Annotated in this window: 1 protein-coding gene; it reads left to right on the forward strand. The window is 57.6% G+C overall.

The genetic code is table 11. The features are described from left to right. The first annotated feature begins 106 nt into the window (after positions 1 to 106). On the forward strand, positions 107 to 3,454 hold the full coding sequence (locus VJV58_RS17260) for an error-prone DNA polymerase (RefSeq protein WP_324138577.1): 3,348 nt from the start codon (positions 107 to 109) through the stop codon (positions 3,452 to 3,454). Positions 3,455 to 3,597 lie beyond the last annotated feature (143 nt).

The following is a 3,597-nucleotide window of genomic DNA, read 5'->3' on the forward strand; positions in this document are numbered from 1 at the left end:
CAGGCCTGCGGTTCTGGCTCTATCGCGATGGACTTTATGATCGCGAGATCGTGCAGGAAGAAGGCAAGGCCGTTCACCCGAACTGGTACATGCACGGATTGTTCGCATGATGACCCGGGCTTACGCGGAAATCGGGATCACGACGAACTTCTCATTCCTGCGCGGAGGATCGGATCCGCGAGCTTACGTGCATGAAGCGGGCGAGCTGCGCCTTCCCGTCATCGGCATCGCCGATCACAACACGCTGGCGGGCGTGGTGCGGGCTTACAAGGAACTCGAGAATCCATCCATCAAATACAAGCCCAGGCTTCTGATCGGATCGCGTCTCGTTTTTATGGACGATACGCCGGATATTCTGGTTTATCCCCGCGATCGCGCGGCTTACGGCCGATTATGCCAGTTGCTCACTCGCGGAAAGCGGGGAGAAGACACCGAGAAAGGCGAATGTCATTTGAAGGTCGCTGACCTCCTGGAATTCGCAGAAGGTCAGCTTCTCGTCCTGGTGTTGCCACATCGTTTCGAAGCGGAGAAGGCGCTGGCTATTCTGGGCCGGCTGAAGGCAAGCGTCGCAGATGGCGTATGGCTCGCGGCGAGCCTGCTGTACCGGGGCGATGATCGACGTCGTCTGGCGCGACTTCATCATCTTGCCTCAAATGCCGGCGTGCCACTGCTGGCGACCAATGAAGTGCTGTATCATCATCCATCGCGCCGCCCGTTGCAGGATGTCCTCACCTGCATCCGCGAGAAGACAACCATCGACGCCATCGGCAGGCGCCTTGAAGCCAATGCGGAGCGCCACCTCAAGCCTGCCGAGGAAATGGGGCGACTGTTTCGCGACATTCCGGAGGCGATCGGGGAAACCATGCGGTTTGCCGGCCGCATCCATTTTTCGCTTGATCAACTTAAATATCAATATCCCGACGAACCGGTGCCACCGGGGAAGACCGCACAGCGTCACCTGGAGGATCTGACCTGGCAGGGTGCGCACAAAAGATTCCCCATCCGGATTTCACCCAAGACCAAAAAAGTTCTTCACAAGGAACTGCGCCTGATCAGAAAACTGAAATACGCCCATTACTTTTTGACCGTGCACGATATCGTCCGTTACGCGCGCGAGCACAAGATTCTTTGTCAGGGCAGGGGATCGGCGGCGAACTCCGCCGTTTGCTATGTGCTCGATGTTACCTCCGTCAATCCCACCAAGGTCGATCTGTTGTTCGAGCGATTCATTTCGAAGGAACGGCTCGAGCCGCCCGACATCGACGTCGATTTTGAGCATTCGCGGCGTGAGGAGGTGATGCAATATGTCTATCGGCGATATGGCCGGCATCGCGCCGCAATTATAGCCACGGTGATTCATTACCGGCCCCGAAGCGCAATTCGCGATGTTGGCAAGGCGCTCGGACTGACCGAAGATGTAACAGCGGCGTTGGCGGACACGGTTTGGGGAAGCTGGGGCGATGACCTCAAGGAAACCCAGGTCAGGCAGGCGGGGTTCGATCCGCAAAACCCGATGGTCGTGCTTGCGGTGGAACTGGCAACCGAGCTGATCGAGTTTCCGCGGCACCTGTCACAACATGTCGGCGGTTATGTACTGACGCAGGACCGACTGGATACGTATGTTCCGATCGGCAATGCCGCGATGGAGGACCGCACCTTCATCGAATGGGACAAGGACGATGTCGATGCGCTGAACATGATGAAGGTCGATGTGCTGGCATTGGGCATGCTGACTTGCATCCGCAAATGCTTTGACCTCATCGCGGATCATAAAGGCCAACGGTACGAGTTGGCGACCATTCCTCAGGATGAGAAGCCCGTCTATGACATGCTTTGCCGGGGCGAATCGGTCGGCGTCTTCCAGGTCGAGAGCCGCGCCCAGATGAACATGCTGCCGCGCCTGAAGCCTCGGGTCTTTTATGATCTTGTGATCGAGGTTGCTATTGTGCGTCCGGGCCCGATCCAGGGCGACATGGTTCATCCGTATCTGCGCCGGCGAAATAATCAGGAGCAGGTGAGCTATCCGTCACCATCGCCCGCGCACGGTGACAAGGATGAACTGCGCAGGGTTCTGCACAAAACGCTTGGCGTGCCGCTGTTCCAGGAACAGGCCATGCGCATCGCGATCGAGGCCGCGAAATTCACCCCTGAACAAGCCAACGGTTTGCGTCGCGCCATGGCCACGTTTCGGAATGTAGGCACGATCGGAAAATTTGAAGCACAGATGATCAACAACATGATCGCGCGTGGCTATGATCCTGAATTTGCAAAGAATTGCTTTGATCAGATCAAGGGGTTCGGAAGCTACGGTTTTCCGGAAAGTCACGCCGCGAGCTTTGCGCAACTCGTCTATGTTTCCTCATGGCTGAAGCATTTCCATCCTGATGCATTTTGCTGCGGGCTGCTGAATTCGCAGCCGATGGGATTTTACGCGCCCGCTCAGATCGTGGGCGATGCTCGCAAGAACGGGGTCGAAGTGCGTGAGATCGATGTCTCCTTCAGTTATGCGCAGAATACGTTGGAGGAGAACAGCGGGAGTTATCACGCGGTGCGACTCGGCTTCCGTCAGATCGACGGATTCAAGTGGGCCGATCCGGACGAAGAGTTTCTGCGGCAAAAGGCGGGTAAGCCGAAAGCGGAAGATTGGGCCGAGCGCATTACAAAGGCGCGGCAGCGTCGCCCCTTCACCTCGCTGGAAGATTTTGCCCGTGACACTGGCCTGCCCAAGCGCGCGCTGATCCTGCTGGCGGATGCGGATGCTTTCCGCTCGATTGGGCTGGATCGCCGCGCCGCGCTATGGGCCGTGCGGCGTCTGCCCGATGATGTGCCGTTGCCGCTATTTGAGGTTGCCATCGCCCGCGAGCAGCCGGATGAAAATGCGCAGCCGTTGCCGTTGATGCCTTTGCCGGAACAAGTGGTGGCCGATTATCAGACCATCCGGTTATCGCTGAAAGGCCATCCCATGGAATTTCTGCGCTCAACTTTTGCGAAAGAGCGCGTCATCGCCTGTGCGGCGGTTTCGGATGCGAATGACAAGCAGTATGTCCGTTGCGCAGGCCTGGTGCTGGTACGACAGCGTCCGGGCAGCGCCAAGGGGGTCGTCTTCATGACGCTGGAGGACGAAACCGGCATTGCCAATATTGTGGTTTGGCCGAAGGTCATGGAGCGTTTTCGCAAAGAGGTGATGGGCGCGCGCCTGGTGCTGGTCGAAGGCTGTATTCAAAGCAGCCCGGAGAAGGTTGTGCATCTCGTCGCCGAGCGACTGTTCGACCGATCCAATGATCTCATTCATCTTGCTGATGATGCGTTTAGCCGAAAGCACGCAGTGCCGCCGGGGCCGGCGTTGATCGAGCCGCTGAATGACGATCGGCGCCAGCATCCCGACAAGCCGGGACAGAATCTGCGCCATCCACGTGACGTGCGGATATTGCCTCGCTCACGTGATTTTCGCTGATTGCCCGTTCGAAAACAGATCGCCTGTCCGCGAAAGCCGCTTCCTCAACGATCTTCCAGAGCACTGGCATCTCGATTCATCAACAATTCTCTGGAATACTGAATCGCGCTTTTTGGGAATGCCCGTCATGCAATCGCCTCGCG

The organism is Bradyrhizobium sp., from assembly GCF_035273305.1.
Taxonomy (GTDB): Bacteria; Pseudomonadota; Alphaproteobacteria; order Rhizobiales; family Xanthobacteraceae; genus Bradyrhizobium.